The following is a 19,938-nucleotide window of genomic DNA, read 5'->3' on the forward strand; positions in this document are numbered from 1 at the left end:
CGGTGCGGAAGGAGCGTCAGCACATGGCCGAAGCCAACACCGCCGAGCCGCAGCGCCGCGTCGTGCGCAATGCGGAGAAGAACCGCTACGACGTGTTCTTCGACGATGAGCTCGCCGGTTTCACCGAGTACATCGAACGCGACAACGACACCGATTTCATCCACACCGAGATCGACGACGCGTTCGCGGGCAAGGGGCTCGGCGGGGTGCTCGCCCGTCAGGCCATCGAGGACGTGATCGCGCGCGGACGCACCATCACCGCACACTGCCCGTTCATCCGCGCTTGGCTGGACAAGCACCCCGAGTACGACGCGCACGTGGTCGGAAAGGGCATCGCGGAATGAGCGACATGGAGATCGCCCCGGACGAGGCGCTGTGTGAGCCGTCGCCGCGTCCGGGTCCGATCACCGAGCTGTACCCGGCCAGGGAGGTGCCGCTGGGCGGTGTACGCGGGGTGTATGTGGAACGCACACTGCCGCAACGCGATCTACCGACCGTCGGCGCGTGGTGTTTTCTCGACCGGTTCGGTTCGGCCGCCGCGACCGAGGCGGGCGCCTCCCCCGACATCCTGCCGCATCCGCACATCGGCTTGCAGACGGTGACCTGGCCGCTCGACGGGCGCATCCGGCATCGCGACTCGGTGGGCTCCGACGTCGAGATCGCACCCGGGCAGCTGAACCTGATGACCTCCGGTCGCGGTATCGCGCACTCGGAGTTCGGCGTGCCCGGCGCCGAGGCGGGCCACGGCCTGCAGCTGTGGATCGCGTTGCCCGGCACCGCGACCGACATCGATCCACATTTCGAACAACATCGTGAACTGCCGGTCTACGCGGCGCCAGGGCTGCGCGCCACCGTGCTGATCGGCGCGCTGGGCGGCCTCACCTCACCGGCGAAGGCGTACACGCCGATCGTCGGTGCCGACATCGTGCTCGAACCCGGCACCGACGTGCGGCTGCCGTTGGAGCCCGGGTTCGAGCACGCGGTGCTGGTGATCGCGGGCACGGTGACGGTCGAGGGCACCGAACTCGAACCCGGACCGCTGCTGTACCTGGGCACCGACCGCGCCGAGCTGCGCCTCACCAGCACCGACGGCGCACATTTCGCGCTGGTCGGCGGCGAACCCTTCGCCGAGGAGCTGGTGATGTGGTGGAACTTCGTCGCCCGCGGTCACGAGGAGATCGTCGCCGCTCGTGAGGCGTGGGAAGCCCGCGACACCAGTCGCTTTCCGTTGGTCGTCGGGCACAGCCCCGACGAGCGGATACCTGCCCCGCCACTACCGCCGCTGCGCTTGAAGCCACGTAAACGAGCGACCGGCTGCACTCACCTCTGACGGCCCTCGGCGAGCAGGGCGTCGAGGGCGCGGTAGCTGTCGTTGAGGCCGCCCTCCATGCCCGTGGCCAGCATGCCCGCGCATTCCTCGGCCGTGTGGAAGACGCTGTCGGTGACGACCCTGGTCCGGCCGTCGCCGAGGTCGACGAAGGTGGTGGCGTCGATGGAGATGTGGGCGGGCATGCCGTCCCATTCGAAGGACTGCACGATGCGCTCCTTCGGGGTGATCTCGCGGAAGCGGCCTTCGAAACCGTAGGACTCGCCGCCGTCGTGTTCGACGAAACGCCAGTGCCCGCCCTTGCGGAACTCCCAGCGCTCGATGTCGACCATGTGGCCGCGGGCCCACCAGCGCGAGAGCTGCTCGATGCGGCTGAAGGCGTCCCACACCCGGTCCAGCGGCGCGTCGAAATCGCGTTCGATGTGGACTTCGCGGTCCGAGGTGGAGGTGATGACGGCATTGTCGGTGGAGTTGGTGGTTGTGCTCATCGGTCTGGCTCCGTTCGTTGCAGGAATTCTCCGAGACGGTCCATCCGGGCCTCGAGCATCTGCCGATAACCCTGCATCCAGGCCACCTCACGATCGAAGACGCGTTCGGAGATCCGGCAGTACCGCACCCGCCCACGCTTCTCGGTGACCACCATGCCCGCGTCCTCGAGCAACCCGATGTGTTTCTTGATGCCGGTCAACGTCATCTCGAACCGCTCGGCCAACTCGCTGATACTCGCGGGCCCACGCCCGAGTTGCTCGAGGATGCCCCGGCGTGTGGGGTCCGCGAGCGCCCCGAACGAGGCGTCTAGGAAGTCATACTGAACCATCTAGTTCAGTATTGCGCGGCGCGGCCATTCGGTCAAGCCCTTTCGTCAAACCCTGGACGGCGCCCGGAATTGACTACTACGCTTTGTCGTAGAACTTTGGCGGGAATCATCGAGGGGAACCACTCATGGACAAGACCACATGCTGCATCGTCGGCGGTGGCCCCGCGGGAATGATGGCCGCGCTGCTGTTGGCACGAGCCGGTGTAGACGTCACCGTCCTGGAAAAACATGCCGACTTCATCCGAGATTTTCGCGGCGACACCGTGCATCCGTCCACGGTGCGATTGATCGACGAACTCGGATTGGGAACCGAGTTCGCACGGTTGCCACGATCCGAACTGACCCGGATGTGCATGTACGCGGGCGACCGCATGGTGGTCGCCGCCGATCTCACCCGAATTCCCGGTAGATACCGGCACATCGCCATGGTGCCGCAATGGGATTTCCTCGACCTGCTCGCGGGCGCCGCGGCCGAAGAACCGACCTTCACCTTGCGCATGAGCTCGACCGCGACCGGACTGATCGACGACGCGGGTGCGGTGGCGGGTGTGCGCTACCTCGATGCCGACGGCATCGAACACGCACTGCGCGCCGATCTCGTGATCGCCTGCGACGGACGCGATTCCGTGGCGCGCGAAGCCGCGGGCCTGCGTCAGCGGATGGAGGACGTTCCGATGGACATGTGGTTCTTCCGCATCCCGAAAGCGGTGGACGACATCGACGGCGGGGCCGTGCAAGCCCGCTTCACCAACGGCAATTCCGCGGTGGCCATCGACCGCGGTGACTACTACCAGACCGGCTACATCATCGAAAAGGGCTGCGACGCAGAGCTTCGCGCCGCGCACGACGTGCAGTGGCTACGTGATCGCGTCACCGAACTCTTCGGCTGGTCCACCGAGTCGACCGCCGCGATACGGACCTGGGACGACGTCAAACTGCTCGAGGTCACGGTGGGCATGCTCGACCGGTGGTATGTGCCCGGCCTGCTGTGCATCGGCGACGCCGCGCACACGATGTCACCGGTCGGCGGGGTCGGGGTCAACCTCGCGGTGCAGGACGCCGTGGCGGCCGCGCGCACCCTGGCGCAGCCGCTGCTCGACGGCACCGTGCGGACCGCCGACCTGGAAAAGGTCCAGCGCCGACGGATGCTGCCCGCGAGCTTCACCCAACGATCCCAGCGCGGCGAGCACGACATGCTCATCGCGCCCGCGTTGCGGGGAACCCTGCACACCGCGCCCCTGCCCCTGCGCGTCGTCGACGCCGTGCCCGCACTCGCCGGCATCACCGCCTACCTCGGCGGCATCGGCCTGCGCCCCGAGCACGCACCGGAGTTCGCGCGACGTCCACGAACCGGCGTCGGACCCGCGAACGCGGCACGCTGATCGCCTGTCACGTTGCGATCAGCCCGATTTCCGGGTGCCTCGACGAGACGCTCAACCGTCCAGCCGGACCCGAAGGCCCACCATCCGTTCGGAGCCTCCGCGCAACCTGCTGCCCAGTAGCCCGATCCGGGCGACCAGCCCGTACTTGCGTTTCATCAAAGCGGTGAAGTGCGCACTCGCATCCGGCGCCAGCACCTCGGCGAAGCCGGGAACCGCGGAGCCGAGCGACTTTCCGCGCCAGTCACAGGGGGCGAGCGCCACCCGACCCCCGTTACGGACCCGCTTCACCTTGCCCGCGTCCGCCGCGCTCCACACCGCCAGCGTTTCCCCGTCGCGCATCACCCAGACCGGCGTGGGGACCGCGGTGCCATCGCGTCGGAACGTGGTGAGCAGCAGATACTTGCCGGCCGCCAGCTCGTTCAGCACAGCGTTGGTGTCTTTCATGACACAATACTAACCAGTTAGTTACTTTCGTGGTCGTTGGAGCAGCCCAGCGAACCGCACGACGCGGCTGAAAGGAATCTGCATGGTGCGATTCGTTGGGACCGTGCTCGCGGGTTTTGTGCTGGGCACCCCTGCGGTCCCTGTCGGCCTCTCGCTATCCCTGCCCGGCCCGGTCGCGCTGTTCGCGGCGTTGCTGGGCGCGGCTTGCTGTGTGGTCTTCGCGGTATTCGCGATGGAGCGCGCCCGGCTGCGCTGGCAGTCCTGGCGCGTCCGCCGGAAATCCGCCGCCGCACGGGCCGATTCGGCAACGGAAGTCGACGGTGCGTCCACCATCGTTGTCACCAGCGCAGCGCCTGAGGAAGGCGACCGACTCTCCGGCGCGGCGGGACGGCGGGCCCGCCGAGTCCTCGACCGCTACGGCGTGGCGGGCTTCGGGATCGTAGGCCCTGCGCTCTTCGGCACCTGGGGCTCGGCCCTACTCGGTGCGGCGCTCGGCATACCCAACTGGCGGCTGATCCGCTGGCTGATGACCGGAGTCGCCCTGTGGTGCACGGTGCTGCTCGTCGCATCGGACGCGGCCTTCGCCGTCTTCGGAATCGGATGACGCAGGCGATGTCCCGAGCCGACGCCACCAAGGCCCGCATTCTCCAGGCCGCCACGGATGAGTTCGCCACGTACGGTATCGCCGGCGCCCGTGTGGACCGGATCGCCAAAACGGCGAGGGCGAACAAGAACCTCATCTACGTCTACTTCGGTAGCAAGGATCAACTCTTCGACGCGGTCATCGACGCCCACGTCACCCACGGCCTGAATTCGGTCCCGTTCACCCCCGACAACCTCCCCGAGTACGCGGGGCAGCTGTTCGACTACTGCCGTCGGCATCCCGACGTCATCCGGCTGGCCACCTGGCACCGCCTCGAGCGTGGCAACCGGGATCTGGTCGGCGCGGCGCCTGCCCGCGACGCCAAACTGGACGCGCTTGCCGCGGCACAGCAGAAGGACGGCATCGGCTCCGAGTTCTCCCCCGCGACGCTGCTGACGCTCGTCCTGAGCATGGCTCTCGCATGGAACCCGACCAATGTCGCCAGCGTGCCCGCCTGCTCGTCCGAGACCGCGACTGAGACCACCGATGATCACCGCCGCGCGATCGTCGAGGCCGTGCGTCGCCTCCTTTGATCCTCTCGTGGACAGCGACACCGACTTTCGCGGGGTGACGGGCAGTGCGTTGTCACTGGTCTCCGCTACCGTTGAAGCAGTAAGTCCGCACGGGTGGGTGGTGATGAGAGTGGTGTTCGACCCGCTGGCCGATATCGAACGCGCCCTGGCCGAACAGGCCGGGTGGACGTGGTTCGACGACTACCTGCTGTACACGTGCGGGGTGGCCGATCTGCTGGCGCGCGGTGAGATCGCGCTGATCCCACACACGGCGACGCGGGTGCGGATCGAGCCCGGTGAGGTCGGGCTGGCCGAGGGGTCGGTCAACTGGTACACGTGGCGGGCGACCGGCGACGGCAGCTGGACTCGCAGCCGTACCACCGCTGTCGGCCCGAACCCGATCGTCGCGGCCGCGCAGCTGGGCAATGCCGTCGTGAACCGGACCCGGCGCACACAGGCGGCGGCCGCCGCGCAACCGCGCTGGGTGGCCGAACGCCCCGGGTCGGTGATGATCTCGAACCGGCGCCTGCACCTCACCAATCCCGATCGCTCGTTTTCGCTGCACTGGTCCGCGCTCGAATCCATCGACCTCACGGCGCCGGATCGGGTCGGCTGCCGGTTCCCCGACCGTGACGGCACACTCCAGCAGATACAGGTCCAGACTCCTTGGGCAGCACTCCTTTTCGTCACCGCGGCCTTGCAATATTTTCCGCACCATCCGCTGTTGAAGAACGGGACTTGGCTGCCCGCCGGTTTCGAGGACAAGTGTCATCTGGCGGGCAAGAAGTGCCCGAAGGTGCGCACGCTGGGCTGATGCACGGCCGAGCAGCCGCGTATCCCTCAGCGTTGACGCGCGCGATAGGCCGCGACGGCGTTGCGATTGCCGCATGCGGTGCTGCAGTAGCGGCGGGAGCGGTTGCGGGACAGGTCGAGCACCAGTCCCGCACAATCCGAGTCGGCGCAGATCGACAGGCGACTCAGGTCGTCGGCGCGGATCAGGTCGATCATCGCCATCGCGGTTTCGACCGCGATGCGGACCGGGAGCGGGGCCTGCGGCGGGACGGCGTGCACGTGGTAGTCGACGTCGCCGTGGCGGACCAATTGCGGCAGGGCGCGGTGCTCGGCGAGGGTCTCGTTCACGAGCACGACGGCCGCATCGCGGTCGCTGGTGAGCAGCACGCGCAGCGGCCCGCGCAATGCCCGGACGGCGACCAGTTCGGCGGGGTCACCGGAGTGCGCGCCCGTATAGACATGCCGGTGTAAGAACTCGGCGAGCTGGGCGGTCTCGGTGAGCGTGTCGGGGTCTTCCGCGGAGTTGACCAGCTCGACCGCCGCCAGGAGCGCCGCCTCGGTGTCATGAGCAAAAACCACGTTGACATATTACCGCAAGCTCTTTACCGTCATTAGTCATGGTGACCTTGACTCATGACGGCGCAGCGAGTCGGATCCGGACCGGATTGCTCTTCGCCCTCGCCTCCGCGACCTCGTTCGGCATGTCGGGGCCGCTCGCGCGCGGGCTCATGGACGCGGGATGGAGTGCGGCCGCGGTGGTCGCCGCACGCGTGCTGCTCGCCGGGGTCGTGCTGCTGCCCTTGGCAATTCACCACTCGAAGGGCAACTGGCAACTCGTGCGCGCCAACGCGAGGCTCATCGCCGTCTACGGCTTGGTCGCCGTGGCGGGCACCCAGCTCGCGTACTTCAACGCGGTCGCACGCATGGAGGTCGGCACCGCGCTGCTGATCGAGTTCGCCGCCCCGATCGCCATCGTCGGCTGGCTGTGGGCGCGTCATAGTCAACGGCCCGGCGCGGCCACCATCGCGGGCGCCGCCCTCGGCATCACCGGCCTGATGCTGGTCCTCGACGTGTTGTCCGGGGTGTCCACCGATCCGATCGGCATCGCGTGGGCGCTGGGGTCGATGGTCGGCGCCGCCGCGTACTTCCTGCTGTCGGCCGAGGGCGGCGAACTCCCCGGCACCGTGCTCGCCGCGGGCGGTCTGCTGATCGGCGGCCTGATGCTGGTCCTCGCGGGCGTGGTCGGGATCGTCCCCTTACGCGCCACCACGAACCCCGCCGTGTTCGCCGAATTCACCACCCCCTGGTGGATTCCGATCCTGCTCATCGGAATAGTCACCGCCGCCATCGCCTACGTCACCGGCATCGCCGCCACCCGCCGCCTCGGTTCCCGCCTGGCCTCCTTCGTAGCCCTCACCGAAGTCCTGGCCGCCCTGATCTTCGCCTGGGCCCTCCTGGGCGAAGCACCCCGGCCGATCCAACTACTCGGCGGCGCTCTGATTCTCATCGGCGTCGTCACCGTCCGCCTCGGCGAACCCTCGACCGCCGCCCTCGGCGACCCCGAGACACCGGCAGACACCCAGACGGGGATCCCCGCGGCTCGGTCCGAGCAAGGATCCTGACCGCCGACATCGTGCGGTTCACCAGCGGTAGTCGAGGAATTTGCCGTCCAGGGTGATGACGACGCGGTCGCCGTCGGGGTGGGGGCGGCGGGCGATGTCGATGTTGAAGTTGATCGCGCTCATGATGCCGTCGCCGAATTCCTCGTGGATGAGTTCTTTGAGGGCGGGGCCGTAGACGGAGACGGCTTCGACCAGGCGGTAGATGGTGGGGTCGGCCAGCTTTGCCGGGTCGGCGCCGCGGGAGGGCTGTAGGCACAGGCTTTCGGCGACGGTGTCGTCGAGATCGAGCAGGGCACAGACGGCGGCGGCTTGTTCGGCGGTCATCGGGTGCTGGCCGAGCAGGGCCGCTGTCGTCCAGACCAGCGGTGCGCCCAGCGATTCCGCGATGCCTGCCCAGGTCAGGCTCTTGCGGATGCGGGCGGCGACAACGAGGTCGGCGGCGGCGGACTTGCTCAGGATCGGTTGCATGCGGGCTCCTAGATCGGGGGTCGCCGCCAGCCTGCCATTCGGCAGCACCTCTCGCCATAGTGGCATACCACTATTTACGCGGGGGCAACCCCCGGTGACCGAAAGGCAATCTCGACAGCGAAAACTCCTGCGCTAGAACCACTACGAAGGGGTTTCCATGTCCTATCTCAAACCGGCGGACTTCGTCGAGAAGATGATCGACGCGGGCGAAGCCAAAGCGTTCATGTCCACCCGCGACACCGTGATCCGCGCCTATATGGCGGGCGCGATCCTGGCCCTCGCCGCCGCCTTCGCGGTGACCATCACTGTGAACACCGGCGAACCACTGCTCGGAGCCGTGCTCTTCCCCGTCGGCTTCTGCATGCTCTACCTACTCGGATTCGACTTGCTCACCGGCGTCTTCACGCTGGTTCCCCTGGCTTTGATCGACAAGCGCCGCGGCGTCACGGTGCGCTCGATGTTGCGGAACTGGGGGCTGGTGTTCGTCGGCAACTTCGCCGGCGCGTTCACCGTGGCCGTGATGATGGCGATCATCCTCACCATGGGCTTCTCCGTCGACCCCAGCGTCGTCGGCGAAAAGCTCGGCGAGATCGGCGAATCCAGAACCCTCGGCTACGCCGAACACGGCGCCGCGGGCATGCTCACCCTGTTCATCCGCGCCGTGCTGTGCAACTGGATGGTCTCCACCGGCGTCGTCGCCGCGATGATGTCGACCTCGGTGTCGGGCAAGGTGATCGCGATGTGGATGCCGATCATGCTGTTCTTCTACATGGGCTTCGAACACTCCATCGTCAACATGTTCCTGTTCCCCTCCGGCCTACTCCTCGGCGGCGACTTCTCGATCGCCGATTACCTCATCTGGAACGAAATCCCCACCGTCATCGGCAATCTCGTCGGCGGCCTCACCTTCGTAGGCCTCACCCTCTACGCCACCCACGCCCGCACCGCCCCGTCCCGCCAACGTCCCGAGCCTGCCGATACGCAGGCCTGACGGCCCGACGAAAACGGCCCCCGCTCTCGAAAGAGCGGGGGCCGAAATCTGTTGCCTACCTACGGACTAGCGGTAGTCACTGAAGCCGTAGTCGTCCAGCGGGTAGCGGTCAAGGCGGCGGTCATGAGTCCCGAGACAGGTAACCATGCGCGAGCGGTTCTACGATGCGGACGAGGCCGCTAGTCTGGATGACCTCCTATGCAGCAACAACCCAGGCGGTGAAGGTGCACGATCCGATGGCAGATGTCGAACGGGCGTTGGCTGCGCAGGTCGGCTGGAATTGGGTCGACGACCACCTGCTGTACGCCTGCGAGATGCTGTCGCGGCTGCGGGCGGGCGGCATTGCGGCGCTCGAGCCGTACCCGACGTCGATCGTGATGGAGGAGCAGGAGACCTGCCTCGGTGAAGGCCAGGGCGTGTGGGCGGTGTTCCGTAGCCCTGAGCTGCCGCCGCCACCGCCGGCAACAATTGCCCCAGCGGTGATCGCGGCCGTCTCGCCGTCAACTCCAGCCTTTGTTGCACCACGCGGCAGCTCGCGCCGCGATATCCAACGAGCACGCACGGCAGCCAATGCCGCAGCCTTCAACGCAAGACAACGAAGCGAGCGTATGGCGGTTCAGATGGTTCAAGCGGCGGCCGAGTCTGCACGCGTGGCAAACGCAGCAGCAGCAGCGGCTCACGAACAGGCGACGCTGCCACGCTGGATACCGGAGCCGAGCGGCCGCATCACCCTCACGAATCGTCGAATCCACCTCGCCAACCAACATCGCTCGTCCCCGATCCCGCTCGCGGCGTTGGAGCACATCGAGTTGACCCAACCCGACCGGCTCCGAATCCGATTCACCGAAGCCACCACATCGCACTACCTCGAATTGGCGACACCGTGGGCGGCGCCGGCGTTCCTCATCGCCAGCCAGGCGAGATTTCCCCATCACCCGCAACTGATCAGCGGTTCCTGGTTACCTCGCGGCTTCGAGGAACGCTGTCACATCGCGGGTAAAGCCTGCCAGCGAGTCCGCTGACCCAAAGACGACGAACGCCCCGTTCCAAAAGGGAACGGGGCGTTCGGGTTACTGCTTAGCGGTAGTCGCTGAAGCCGTAGTCGTCCAGCGGCACTGCTGCGCCGGTGGAGGAGCCGAAGCTGTCCGGGGAGTAGTAGGTGTCGTCGTAGGACGGCACCGCGTACGCCGCGGCACGGGCTTCTTCGGTCGGCTGCACCGTGATGTTGCGGTAACGGTTGATACCGGTACCGGCCGGGATCAGCTTACCGATGATCACGTTCTCCTTCAGGCCGATCAGCTTGTCGGAGCGGCAGTTGATCGCCGCGTCCGTCAGCACTCGGGTGGTCTCCTGGAAGGAAGCCGCCGACAGCCACGAATCGGTGGCCAGCGACGCCTTGGTGATACCCATCAGCACGGGACGGCCCGAAGCCGGCTCGCGGCCTTCGGCCACCACGCGACGGTTCGAGTTCTCGAACTCGGCGCGCTCGGTGAGCGAACCGGGCAGGAACTCGGTCGCGCCCGAATCGATGATCGTCACACGACGCAGCATCTGGCGAACGATGACCTCGATGTGCTTGTCGTGGATCGACACACCCTGCGAGCGGTAGACCTCCTGGACCTCGTGGACCAGGTGGACCTGCACCTGACGGGGACCCATCACGCGCAGCACCTCGTGCGGATCGGCAGCGCCCTCGAGCAGCTGCTGACCCACCTCCACGTGGTCACCGTCGGCCAGCAGACGCTCGGAGCCGTCGTCGTGCTTGAACACACGCAGACGTTGACGCTTCGAGAGCTTGTCGTAGACGACTTCCTCAGACCCGTCATCAGGGATGATCGTGATCTTGTAGAAGCGGTCGTCGTCCTCGAGACGCACCCGACCCGAGACCTCCGCGATCGGCGCCTTGCCCTTGGGGACACGGGCCTCGAAGAGCTCCTGAACACGCGGCAGACCACCGGTGATGTCGTCGCCCGCGACGCCACCCTGGTGGAAGGTACGCATGGTCAGCTGGGTACCGGGCTCACCGATGGACTGGGCCGCGACGATGCCGACGGCCTCGCCGATATCGACCAGCTTGCCGGTGGCCATCGAACGGCCGTAGCAGGTGGCGCAGACGCCGGTGCCGGTGGTGCAGGTCAGCACGGAGCGGACCTTCACCTCGGTGATACCGGCCTCGAGCAGCGCCTCCAGCGCGGGATCGCCGAGGTCGGCGCCCTTCGTCACGATGACGTTGCCCTTGGCGTCGACCGCGTCGGACGCCAGGGTCCGAGCGAAGGTCGAGGTCTCGACGTGCGCGTCACGAATGATCGTGCCGTCGGCCAGCTTCTCAGCGATCGGCACCACGATGCCGCGCTCGGTGCCACAGTCCTCTTCGCGGACGATGACGTCCTGCGACACGTCCACCAGACGACGGGTCAGGTAACCCGAGTCGGCGGTACGCAGCGCGGTGTCGGCAAGACCCTTACGAGCACCGTGGGTGTTGATGAAGTACTCGAGCACGGTCAGGCCCTCACGGAACGAGGACTTGATCGGGCGCGGGATGAACTCACCCTTCGGGTTCGTCACCAGGCCCTTCATACCCGCGAGGGTACGGGTCTGGGTGAAGTTACCCGTGGCGCCGGAGTCGACGATCGTGATGATCGGGTTGTCCGGCGGGTAGTGGGTCCGCAGCGCGGCACCCACTTCCTCGGTGGCTTCCTGCCAGATCTTGACCAGAGCGTTGTTGCGCTCGGCGTGATCGAGCGCACCACGCTGGTACTTCTTCTCGATCAGGTCCGCCATGGCCTCATAGCGTTCCATGATCTCGGGCTTCTCCGGCGGAACGAGCACGTCCGACATGGAGACGGTGACACCCGAACGCGTGGCCCAGTAGAAGCCGGCGTCCTTGAGCTTGTCGACGGTCTGCGCGACGACGATCATCGGGTAGCGCTCAGCCAGATCATTGATGATCGTGGCCTGACGCTTCTTCGGCATCGGCTCGTTGATGAACGCGTAGTCCGCCGGGAGCAGCTCGTTGAAGATCACGCGACCCAGCGTGGTCTCGGCCAGCCAGGCCTCGCCGCGCTTCCAGCCGTCCGGGAACTGTTCGTTCTCGATATCGCGCGGCGGGCGCTGCTCGGTCAGTCGCACCTTGATGGTGGACCGCACGGTCAGCTCGCCACGATCGACGGCCATCTGTGCCTCGGCGGGCGAGGAGTACACGCCGTACTCCGGCACATCCTTGGCGGCGGCCCGGTAGGTGCCCGCACCGTCCTCGTCGAGACGAGTCAGGTAGAACAGGCCCGTCACCATGTCCAGACGCGGCATCGCCAGCGGGCGACCCGACGCCGGGGACAAGATGTTGTTCGACGACAGCATCAGGATGCGTGCCTCGGCCTGCGCCTCCGCGGACAGCGGCAGGTGCACGGCCATCTGGTCACCGTCGAAGTCGGCGTTGAACGCCTCACACACGAGCGGGTGCAGCTGGATGGCCTTGCCTTCGACCAGCTGGGGCTCGAAGGCCTGGATGCCGAGGCGGTGCAGGGTGGGCGCGCGGTTCAGCATCACCGGGTGCTCGGCGATGACCTCTTCGAGGACATCCCACACCTGGGCACGCTGACGCTCGACCATCCGCTTGGCGGACTTGATGTTCTGCGCGTGGTTGAGATCCACCAGACGCTTCATCACGAACGGCTTGAACAGCTCGAGCGCCATCAGCTTCGGCAGACCACACTGGTGCAGCTTCAGCTGAGGACCGACGACGATGACCGAACGGCCCGAGTAGTCGACGCGCTTGCCGAGCAGGTTCTGACGGAAACGACCCTGCTTGCCCTTGAGCAGATCGCTCAGCGACTTCAGCGGGCGGTTACCCGGTCCGGTGACCGGACGGCCACGACGGCCGTTGTCGAACAGTGCGTCGACCGACTCCTGCAGCATCCGCTTCTCGTTGTTGACGATGATCTCGGGGGCGCCGAGATCGATCAGTCGCTTGAGGCGGTTGTTGCGGTTGATCACGCGGCGGTACAGATCGTTCAGGTCGGAGGTGGCGAAACGGCCACCGTCGAGCTGCACCATCGGACGCAGCTCCGGCGGGATCACCGGGACAGCGTCGAGCACCATGCCCATGGGCGAGTTGCCGTTGGTCTGGAAGGCCGCGACGACCTTCAGACGCTTGAGCGCACGCAGCTTCTTCTGGCCCTTGCCCGAGCGAATGGTCTCGCGCAGCTTCTCGGCCTCGGCGTGGATGTCGAAGTTCTCCATCAGCTTCTGGATGGACTCCGCGCCCATGGCACCGGTGAAGTACTCGCCGTAGCGGTCGACCAGCTCGCGGTAGAGCACCTCGTCGACGATGAGCTGCTGAACCGACAGCTTGGTGAAGGTGGTCCAGATCTCGTCGAGACGGTCCAGCTCACGCTGCGAGCGGTCGCGCAGCTGACGCATTTCGCGCTCGCCGCCGTCCTTGACCTTGCGACGCACGTCGGACTTGGCGCCCTCGGCTTCCAGCTCGGCCAGGTCGGCTTCGAGCTTCTGCGCGCGGGCCTCGAGGTCGGCGTCGCGCTGATCGGCGACAGCCTTCTTCTCGACCTCCATCTCGGCTTCGAGCGTGGAGAGCTCGTTGTGACGCAGCTCCTCGTCGACACCGACGATGACGTAGGCGGCGAAGTAGATGATCTTCTCGAGATCCTTCGGCGCCAGGTCGAGCAGGTAACCCAAGCGCGACGGAACGCCCTTGAAGTACCAGATATGAGTAACGGGAGCAGCCAGCTCGATGTGGCCCATCCGCTCACGACGCACCTTGGCGCGAGTTACCTCGACGCCACAGCGCTCACAGATGATGCCCTTGAAGCGGACACGCTTGTACTTGCCGCAGTAGCACTCCCAGTCCCGGGTGGGACCGAAGATCTTCTCGCAGAAGAGCCCGTCCTTCTCCGGCTTGAGCGTGCGGTAGTTGATGGTCTCCGGCTTCTTCACCTCGCCGAAAGACCACTGGCGGATGTCATCGGCGGAGGCAAGGCCGATCCGGAGTTCATCGAAGAAGTTGACGTCTAGCACGTAACTTCCTTTCCCCTATTCGGGTCGAATTCGAGCAAAAGTTCACTAGTTCGGTCGATCGCGGTGCGCGGTACGGGCATCCCTTCCAGAGGACACCCGCACCGCGCTTACCACCTAGTTCGCCAGATCGTCGATGGTTGCTGCTTCGTTCCTGGACAGGTTGATGCCCAGGTTCGCCGCAGCGCGCTCCAGATCCTCGTCCTCGCCGCCACCCATCTCGATCGCGGCGCCGTCCGAAGACAGCACCTCGACGTTGAGGCACAGCGACTGGAGTTCCTTGAGGAGCACCTTGAACGACTCCGGAATGCCCGGCTCCGGAATGTTCTCGCCCTTGACGATGGCCTCGTAGACCTTCACGCGGCCGACCACGTCGTCGGACTTGATGGTCAGGAGTTCCTGCAGCGTGTACGCCGCGCCGTAGGCCTGCATGGCCCAGCACTCCATCTCACCGAATCGCTGACCACCGAACTGCGCCTTACCACCCAGCGGCTGCTGCGTGATCATCGAGTACGGACCGGTCGAACGGGCGTGGATCTTGTCGTCGACCAGGTGGTGCAGCTTCAGGATGTACATGTAACCGACCGCGACCGGGTACGGGAACGGCTCGCCGGAGCGACCGTCGAACAGCGTCGACTTACCGTTCTCGTCGACCATGCGCTCACCGTCACGGTTGGGCAGGGTCGATGCCAGCAGACCGGTCAACTCGTCATCCTTGGCACCGTCGAAGACGGGCGTGGCGATGTTCGAGTCGGCGGGCGCGGCCAGCATCTCCTCGGGCAGCGTGGCCGCCCAATCGGGACGCGTGCCGTCCGCGGCCACGTCGATGTTCCAGCCGGCCTTACCGATCCACCCGAGATGGGTTTCCAGGATCTGGCCGATGTTCATACGACGGGGCACACCGTGGGTGTTCAGGATGATGTCGACCGGCGTGCCGTCGGGCATGAACGGCATGTCCTCGATGGGCAGGATCTTGCCGATGACGCCCTTGTTGCCGTGGCGACCGGCGAGCTTGTCGCCGTCCTGGATCTTGCGCTTCTGGGCCACGTAGACGCGGACCAGCTCGTTCACACCGGGAGGCAGATCGTCGTCGTCTTCACGCGAGAACACGCGAATGCCGATGACCTTGCCGGACTCACCGTGGGGCACCTTGAGCGAGGTGTCGCGAACTTCGCGAGCCTTCTCACCGAAGATGGCACGCAGCAGACGCTCTTCCGGGGTGAGCTCGGTCTCGCCCTTGGGCGTGACCTTGCCGACCAGGATGTCGCCGTCGCGCACCTCGGCACCGATGCGGATGATGCCACGCTCGTCGAGGTCGGCGAGGACCTCGTCGGAGACGTTCGGGATGTCCCGAGTGATCTCCTCGGCACCGAGCTTGGTGTCGCGGGCATCGATCTCGTGCTCTTCGATGTGGATCGAGGTGAGAACGTCCTCTTCCACGAGGCGCTGCGACAGGATGATCGCGTCCTCGTAGTTGTGGCCTTCCCACGGCATGATCGCGACGAGCAAGTTCTTGCCCAGCGCCATCTCACCGTTCTCGGTGCAGGGGCCGTCCGCGAGGACCTGCCCCTTCTCCACCCGATCGCCCTCGTCCACGATCGGACGCTGGTTCGAGCAGGTGCCCTGGTTCGACCGGTTGAACTTGCGCATCCGGTAGGACTTGCGGCTGCCGTCGTCGGCCATCACGGTGACGTAATCGGCCGAGACCTCTTCGACCACACCGGGCTTCTCGTTGATGACAACGTCACCAGCGTCCACGGCTGCGCGCAGCTCCATACCGGTGCCCACGATCGGGGACTCGGAACGGATCAGCGGAACGGCCTGACGCTGCATGTTCGCACCCATGAGGGCACGGTTGGCATCGTCGTGCTCGAGGAACGGGATCATGGCCGTCGCGACCGACACCATCTGGCGCGGCGAGATGTCCATGTAGTCGACCTGCGCCGGCGACACGAACTCGACCTCTTCGCCCTGACGGCGGACGAGGACCTTCTCCTCGAGGAAGCGACCTTCGGCGTCGACCGGGGAGTTGGCCTGCGCGCGAACGTAGCGGTCTTCCTCGTCGGCGGTCAGGTACTTGACCACGTCGGTGACCTTGCCGTCGACAACCTTCTGGTACGGCGTCTCGATGAAGCCGAACGGGTTGACCCGCGCGTACACCGACAGCGAACCGATCAGGCCGATGTTCGGGCCTTCCGGGGTCTCGATCGGGCACATGCGGCCGTAGTGCGACGGGTGGACGTCACGAACTTCCAGACCGGCACGCTCACGGGACAGACCACCCGGGCCAAGCGCCGACAGGCGGCGCTTGTGGGTCAGACCCGACAGCGGGTTGTTCTGGTCCATGAACTGCGACAGCTGCGAAGTTCCGAAGAACTCCTTGATCGCCGCGACAACCGGGCGGATGTTGATCAGGGTCTGCGGCGTGATCGCCTCGACGTCCTGAGTCGTCATCCGCTCACGAACGACACGCTCCATGCGGGACAGGCCCACGCGGATCTGGTTCTGGATGAGCTCACCGACGGTGCGCAGACGACGGTTACCGAAGTGGTCGATGTCGTCGATCTCGACGGGGACCTCTTCACCGCCGGGGGCGGTCATCGTGCGGTCACCGGCGTGCAGGCGCACCAGGTACTCGATGGTGTCGACGATGTCTTCCTTGGTGAGAACCGAGGAGGTCACCGGCTCGTGCACGTGGATGCCGAGCTTCTTGTTGATCTTGTAACGACCGACGCGGGCCAGGTCGTAGCGCTTCTCCTTGAAGAACAGGTTCTCCAGCAGAGTCTGCGCGGACTCCTTGGTCGGCGGCTCGCCCGGACGCAGCTTGCGGTAGATATCGAGCAGCGCCTCGTCCTGGCCGGGCGTGCTGTCCTTCTCCAGGGTGGACATCATGATCTCGGAGAAGCCGAAACGCTCGACGATCTCCTCGGTCGTCCAACCCAGCGCCTTGAGCAGCACGGTGACCGGCTGCCGACGCTTGCGGTCGATACGGACACCGACGGTGTCGCGCTTGTCGACGTCGAACTCCAGCCACGCGCCGCGCGACGGAATCACGCGCACGCTGTGCAGGTCCTTCTCGGTGGTCTTGTCGATGTTGTGATCGAAGTAGACGCCCGGGGAACGGACCAGCTGAGAGACGACGACACGCTCGGTGCCGTTGATGATGAAGGTGCCCTTGTCGGTCATCATGGGGAAATCGCCCATAAACACCGTCTGGCTCTTGATCTCGCCGGTGTTGTTGTTGATGAACTCCGCGGTGACGAACAACGGCGCCGCGTAGGTCATGTCCTTCTCTTTGCACTCGTCGATGGAGGCCTTGACCTCTTCGAAGCGCGGATCAGAGAACGACAGGGACATGGAACCGGAGAAGTCCTCGATCGGAGAGAGCTCTTCGAGCACCTCCTCGAGGCCGCCTGCGAGACCGACGTCGCCGCGAGCGGCTGCCTTCTCGCGCCAGTCGGGTGTACCGACCAACCAGGCGAACGAGTCCGTTTGTAGGTCGAGAAGTCCGGGCACCTCCAAGGGCTCTCGGATCTTCGCGAACGAAACCCTCAACGGGGCTCCGGGGATACCAGCCTTGGTCTGGGTGGAGACTGCCAAGATGCGTCCTTCCAGCACCTCACGCGCGTCGCGTGGTGGTCCGCGACCGTCGCTTGTCTGCTACGAGTTCCGCTGGTTACAGCCCGAACGAAACCAGAACAAGCAGCAGCGGAAGTAACACCGGAAGGGTGGAACTTTCGAGTGCGAATCAAGGTGTGGACAGGAGGCAGCCAGCGCAACGTCCAAACTTACACCCCTAGACAAGGGAGTGTCAACATACCATCCGTGTGACCGCCCGCACGGATAACGCGCCGAAGCCCGTGGACGCTGGCTACGTCGGGTTCCTTCGGCGCCGCGACAACTTTTCGCTGCCGCTTCGGCCGACCAGTTGTCGGCCGCTGGTGCCCCTTAACAGCTCACGCCGCTGTGAATAGGGTGACGGTTCGCGCGCGCCTCGTCAAGTGCCGCGGGGTGGTCTGTTCGCGAAGTGAGATCGCCTGGGCCGCTGGACATCCCCGGTCTCGAACCGCGGTCATTTTACCCGCGACACGCCGTGCGCGCCAACTGATGAGGCGGCCGGTCAGCGGTTGTTTTCCGGCCCTTAACGCAAATGAACCCCGGCCGTGGGCCGGGGCTCATCGAGGCTGCGAAAGTCGCTCAGCCTTTGATCTGGCCGTGCGGAACGGTCTTGAAGGTTTCGGTGGGCTGATCGCTGCCACCGTAGTTCGCCATCACGTGGGTGTCGTCGGAGGCGTCGAGCGACTCGCGGATCGCCACCTGCGCCGCGTGCGGCAGCGTGTGGATGATCTCGCGCACGCGCGCCTGGCGACGGAACACCGCCTGACGGGCAGGCATGCCGGGCTCGGCCTTCATCTGCGGGATGATGCCGTCGATCTCCTCGGCGCCACCGTGGTGGTGACCGGCGTCGACGAGCGCCTGCTCGCGCGCCATCTGCGCCTCGTCCTTCTCCTCCGACATACCGATCGGGCCGATCATGCGGCCGTTGAGGAACTGCTTGACCACCGGCTCCTCGCTGGTGAGCAGCACCTCACGGGGACCGAACATCACCAGCTGACGGCGGAAGAGCATGCCGATGTTGTCCGGCACGGTACGGGCCAGGTTGATGTTGTGCGTGACGATCAGGATCGTGGCGTCGATCTGCGCGTTGATGTTGAGCAGCAGCTGCGCCAGGTACGAGGTACGCACCGGGTCGAGGCCCGAGTCGGGCTCATCGACGAGGATGATCTGCGGGTCGAGGACCAGCGCGCGGGCCAGACCGGCGCGCTTGCGCATACCGCCGGAGATCTCGCCGGGCAGCTTGCCCTCGGCGCCGAGCAGACCGGTCAGCTCGAGCTTCTCCATGACCACGCGACGGATCTCGGATTCCGTCTTCTTCGTGTGCTCACGAAGCGGGAAGGCGATGTTGTCGTACAGGTTCATCGAGCCGAACAGCGCGCCGTCCTGGAAAAGGACGCCGAACAGTTTGCGGATCTCGTAGAGCTCCTTGTTGGAGCAGGTCATGATGTCGGTGCCATCGATGAAGATGGACCCGCGCTCGGGCCGCAGCAGACCGATGAGCGACTTCAGGAACACCGACTTACCCGTACCCGAAGGCCCGAGCAACGCACTGACCTCACCCGAAGGGAGCGTGATCGACACGTCCTGCCAAATTCGCTGTGAACCGAAGGATTTTGTTACACCCTCGGTCCTGACCTCGACGCCCACTGCTACCTCCATTGATCCCTGCGAGCACCCCACCCGCGTTCCCGCGCGCTCACATCACGGCGGTGCGCTACGACTGGTGTGGGTCCGGTCACTGTAACCCATCAGTGAGACGGGGCACACCCTTACATGACTGAAGAGTAACCTGCGACGGTTCCCACGACCCGGAACACTTTCGCATGTCCGGGACAAATAGCAAACGGGCGGCCCATAAAGGACCGCCCGTTCACAACAGCACAGGTTCCGAATTACTTGACGGAAACCTTGGCGCCGGCCTCTTCGAGCTTCGCCTTGGCGGCCTCGGCGGCATCCTTGGCGACCTTCTCCAGGATCGGCTTCGGGGCGCCCTCGACCAGGTCCTTGGCTTCCTTCAGGCCCAGGCCCGAGACGATCTCACGGACCACCTTGATGACCTGGATCTTCTTGTCGCCGGCACCCTCGAGGATGACGTCGAACTCGTCCTGCTCCTCAGCGACCTCGGCCGGGGCAGCGCCACCAGCGGCGGCAACGGCGACGGGGGCAGCGGCGGTGACCTCGAACTTGTCCTCGAACGCCTTCACGAAGGAGGACAGCTCCAGCAGGGTCATCTCGGAGAAAACGTCGAGCAGCTCTTCAGTGGACAGCTTGGCCATGATTTGTTCCTTTCGGTG

At 65.7% G+C, this 19,938-nt stretch carries 18 protein-coding genes; 9 read left to right on the forward strand and 9 right to left on the reverse strand.

Annotated features, from left to right (window positions below; genetic code table 11):
• The first annotated feature begins 23 nt into the window (after positions 1–23).
• Together ACLJPD_RS06565 and ACLJPD_RS06570 are read left to right on the forward strand one after the other, a co-directional pair.
• Positions 24–344, forward strand: coding sequence for a GNAT family N-acetyltransferase (locus tag ACLJPD_RS06565; RefSeq protein ID WP_410870830.1), 321 nt, complete (start codon positions 24–26; stop codon positions 342–344).
• Positions 341–1,330: a pirin family protein gene (locus tag ACLJPD_RS06570; RefSeq protein WP_410870831.1), complete on the forward strand. Its 990-nt coding sequence runs from the start codon at positions 341–343 to the stop codon at positions 1,328–1,330. The genes ACLJPD_RS06565 and ACLJPD_RS06570 overlap by 4 nt, the downstream gene beginning before the upstream one ends.
• On the opposite strand, the gene ACLJPD_RS06575 is transcribed toward ACLJPD_RS06570, so the two are convergent.
• Positions 1,321–1,815, reverse strand: a complete 495-nt coding sequence (locus tag ACLJPD_RS06575; RefSeq protein WP_410870832.1) for an SRPBCC family protein — start codon at positions 1,813–1,815, stop codon at positions 1,321–1,323. The two genes, ACLJPD_RS06570 and ACLJPD_RS06575, sit on opposite strands and share 10 nt — an antisense overlap.
• On the reverse strand, positions 1,812–2,144 hold the full coding sequence (locus tag ACLJPD_RS06580) for an ArsR/SmtB family transcription factor (protein ID WP_410870833.1): 333 nt from the start codon (positions 2,142–2,144) through the stop codon (positions 1,812–1,814). Before ACLJPD_RS06580 ends, ACLJPD_RS06575 begins: the two co-directional genes overlap by 4 nt.
• 125 nt (positions 2,145–2,269) lie before the next feature.
• Between ACLJPD_RS06580 and ACLJPD_RS06585 the strand changes: the two genes are divergently transcribed.
• The gene (locus ACLJPD_RS06585; RefSeq protein WP_410870834.1) at positions 2,270–3,526 is read left to right on the forward strand and encodes an FAD-dependent oxidoreductase; all 1,257 of its coding nucleotides are present in this window, start codon (positions 2,270–2,272) and stop codon (positions 3,524–3,526) included.
• Positions 3,527–3,577: 51 nt separating this feature from the next.
• Here the strand turns inward: ACLJPD_RS06585 and ACLJPD_RS06590 are convergent, their stop codons facing one another.
• Positions 3,578–3,970 (reverse strand): PPOX class F420-dependent oxidoreductase, encoded by a 393-nt coding sequence (locus ACLJPD_RS06590; RefSeq protein WP_410870835.1) that lies wholly within the window; start codon positions 3,968–3,970, stop codon positions 3,578–3,580.
• A gap of 82 nt (positions 3,971–4,052) precedes the next feature.
• Here ACLJPD_RS06590 and ACLJPD_RS06595 point away from each other — a divergent pair, with 82 nt between their 5' ends.
• From ACLJPD_RS06595 to ACLJPD_RS06605, 3 genes are read left to right on the forward strand one after another with little or no spacing between them, the layout of a single operon-like run.
• Positions 4,053–4,574: a hypothetical protein gene (locus tag ACLJPD_RS06595; RefSeq protein ID WP_410870836.1), complete on the forward strand. Its 522-nt coding sequence runs from the start codon at positions 4,053–4,055 to the stop codon at positions 4,572–4,574.
• The gene (locus ACLJPD_RS06600; RefSeq protein WP_410870837.1) at positions 4,571–5,146 is read left to right on the forward strand and encodes a TetR/AcrR family transcriptional regulator; all 576 of its coding nucleotides are present in this window, start codon (positions 4,571–4,573) and stop codon (positions 5,144–5,146) included. The genes ACLJPD_RS06595 and ACLJPD_RS06600 overlap by 4 nt, the downstream gene beginning before the upstream one ends.
• 7 nt (positions 5,147–5,153) lie before the next feature.
• Complete coding sequence (locus ACLJPD_RS06605; RefSeq protein ID WP_410870838.1) at positions 5,154–5,939, forward strand: hypothetical protein; 786 nt, start codon at positions 5,154–5,156, stop codon at positions 5,937–5,939.
• A 26-nt stretch (positions 5,940–5,965) separates the two neighbouring features.
• On the opposite strand, the gene ACLJPD_RS06610 is transcribed toward ACLJPD_RS06605, so the two are convergent.
• Entirely contained in the window at positions 5,966–6,496 is a 531-nt protein-coding gene (locus tag ACLJPD_RS06610; protein WP_410870839.1) for a CGNR zinc finger domain-containing protein, read from the reverse strand.
• 38 nt (positions 6,497–6,534) lie between these two features.
• Here ACLJPD_RS06610 and ACLJPD_RS06615 point away from each other — a divergent pair, with 38 nt between their 5' ends.
• Entirely contained in the window at positions 6,535–7,539 is a 1,005-nt protein-coding gene (locus ACLJPD_RS06615) for an EamA family transporter (RefSeq protein ID WP_410870840.1), read from the forward strand.
• An 18-nt stretch (positions 7,540–7,557) separates the two neighbouring features.
• On the opposite strand, the gene cynS is transcribed toward ACLJPD_RS06615, so the two are convergent.
• Complete coding sequence (cynS, locus tag ACLJPD_RS06620) at positions 7,558–8,007, reverse strand: cyanase (protein WP_410870841.1); 450 nt, start codon at positions 8,005–8,007, stop codon at positions 7,558–7,560.
• Positions 8,008–8,164: 157 nt separating this feature from the next.
• On the opposite strand from cynS, the gene ACLJPD_RS06625 reads away from it, so the two are divergent.
• Both ACLJPD_RS06625 and ACLJPD_RS06630 read left to right on the forward strand, forming a co-directional pair.
• Positions 8,165–8,998 carry a formate/nitrite transporter family protein gene (locus ACLJPD_RS06625; RefSeq protein ID WP_410870842.1) on the forward strand — a complete coding sequence of 278 codons (834 nt, stop codon included), beginning with the start codon at positions 8,165–8,167 and terminating at the stop codon, positions 8,996–8,998.
• Positions 8,999–9,186: 188 nt separating this feature from the next.
• Positions 9,187–10,020: a hypothetical protein gene (locus ACLJPD_RS06630; protein ID WP_410870843.1), complete on the forward strand. Its 834-nt coding sequence runs from the start codon at positions 9,187–9,189 to the stop codon at positions 10,018–10,020.
• Positions 10,021–10,075: 55 nt separating this feature from the next.
• Here ACLJPD_RS06630 and ACLJPD_RS06635 read toward each other — a convergent pair whose 3' ends face one another.
• The 4 genes from ACLJPD_RS06635 to rplL all read right to left on the reverse strand — a co-directional run bounded on the left by ACLJPD_RS06635 (position 10,076) and on the right by rplL (position 19,920).
• Entirely contained in the window at positions 10,076–14,029 is a 3,954-nt protein-coding gene (locus ACLJPD_RS06635; RefSeq protein ID WP_410870844.1) for a DNA-directed RNA polymerase subunit beta', read from the reverse strand.
• A 114-nt stretch (positions 14,030–14,143) separates the two neighbouring features.
• Complete coding sequence (locus ACLJPD_RS06640) at positions 14,144–17,644, reverse strand: DNA-directed RNA polymerase subunit beta (protein ID WP_410870845.1); 3,501 nt, start codon at positions 17,642–17,644, stop codon at positions 14,144–14,146.
• 579 nt (positions 17,645–18,223) lie between these two features.
• Complete coding sequence (locus ACLJPD_RS06645; RefSeq protein ID WP_410870846.1) at positions 18,224–19,303, reverse strand: ABC transporter ATP-binding protein; 1,080 nt, start codon at positions 19,301–19,303, stop codon at positions 18,224–18,226.
• A 233-nt stretch (positions 19,304–19,536) separates the two neighbouring features.
• Complete coding sequence (gene rplL / locus ACLJPD_RS06650; RefSeq protein WP_410870847.1) at positions 19,537–19,920, reverse strand: 50S ribosomal protein L7/L12; 384 nt, start codon at positions 19,918–19,920, stop codon at positions 19,537–19,539.
• Positions 19,921–19,938 lie beyond the last annotated feature (18 nt).

This window comes from Nocardia sp. A7 (genome assembly GCF_046549215.1).
Classification (GTDB): domain Bacteria; phylum Actinomycetota; class Actinomycetes; order Mycobacteriales; family Mycobacteriaceae; genus Nocardia.